Origin of the sequence: Xanthomonas sp. LMG 12460 (genome assembly GCF_009192895.1) — a bacterium.
GTDB lineage: Bacteria > Pseudomonadota > Gammaproteobacteria > Xanthomonadales > Xanthomonadaceae > Xanthomonas_A > Xanthomonas_A sontii.
Genome location: NZ_NKUH01000172.1, coordinates 1 through 920 on the forward strand (window position 1 = coordinate 1; position 920 = coordinate 920).

The 920-nt window shown below is 67.4% G+C and carries 1 protein-coding gene and 1 pseudogene; both read left to right on the top strand.

Annotated features, from left to right (window positions below; all coding sequences use genetic code 11):
• Positions 1 to 133, top strand: a 133-nt coding sequence (locus CEK66_RS20250) for a LuxR C-terminal-related transcriptional regulator (RefSeq protein ID WP_193312733.1), incomplete at its 5' end; no start/stop codon positions are given.
• A 457-nt stretch (positions 134 to 590) separates the two neighbouring features.
• A pseudogene (locus CEK66_RS20255) lies at positions 591 to 920 on the top strand (polyketide cyclase); the annotation flags it as partial.

A 920-nucleotide genomic window follows, 5' to 3' on the forward strand; every position in this document is an offset into this window, starting at 1 on the left:
CAAGGAGAGCGCCAACTCGCTGGGCGTGGCCGAGGGCACGATCAAGAACCACGTCTCCAACATTCTCTCCAAGCTCGGCGTGCGCGACCGGACCCGTGCGGTGCTGAAGGCGTTCGAGCTGCAGCTGGTCTGACCGAGCAGGATGCCCCCGCCAGGCGCCGCAGGTGGTCTGAACGAGACAGGATGACGGCCGGCGGAGACGGGTCGCGCGCGCGCCGGCCGGGTCTCGTGTCACCGGAGGCCATGCAAACCGTGCCGGCATGGCGTTGTCGCGCCTGTCGCGCGCAGGCAAGTGGTCTGGCCTCGGCTTGGCGTGGCCCGGACACCTCCGGCTGTCCGAGAGTGCCGCCGTTGCTCGGTTCGATGCGGGCAGGTCCTGGGTGCTCCCGCCTGTCCGCTGCCGTCATCGGGACAATGGTCTGGTCGTCCCTGGCGCCGCGCGCACCGGCGCTGCCGGCACCGCGCAAGGCCGTTGCGGCGCGGGGCGAAGCGGCATTCCGTGATGTGCTGACCACGGACAGCGAAGCCTGCTAGGATGGGCGCTTCGCTTCATCAACCCGGCCGTGGGATCGGCCCCGGAGACCTCCTGAATGACCCGTATTATCGAGTTCCTGATCGCCCTGGGGATCGTGGCTGGCCTGTTCGTCATTGTCGGCGTGGTGCTGCCCTCGGAGCGTCACATGTCCGAAAGCGTCGAGACCAATCGGCGCATGACCATCGTCTATGACACGGTCAACAGCCTGCGTCGGTTCAAGGACTGGAACCCCCTGGTGCTGCGCGACCCGCGCATCGAGCTGAAGCTCTCCGGCCCGGAATCCGGTGTCGGCGCGCGCCTGGACTACAGCTCCAAGGAGGGCTACATCGGCAAGGGTAGCTGGACCATCACCTCGACCGAGAAGAACAAGGACGTGGTCATCGCC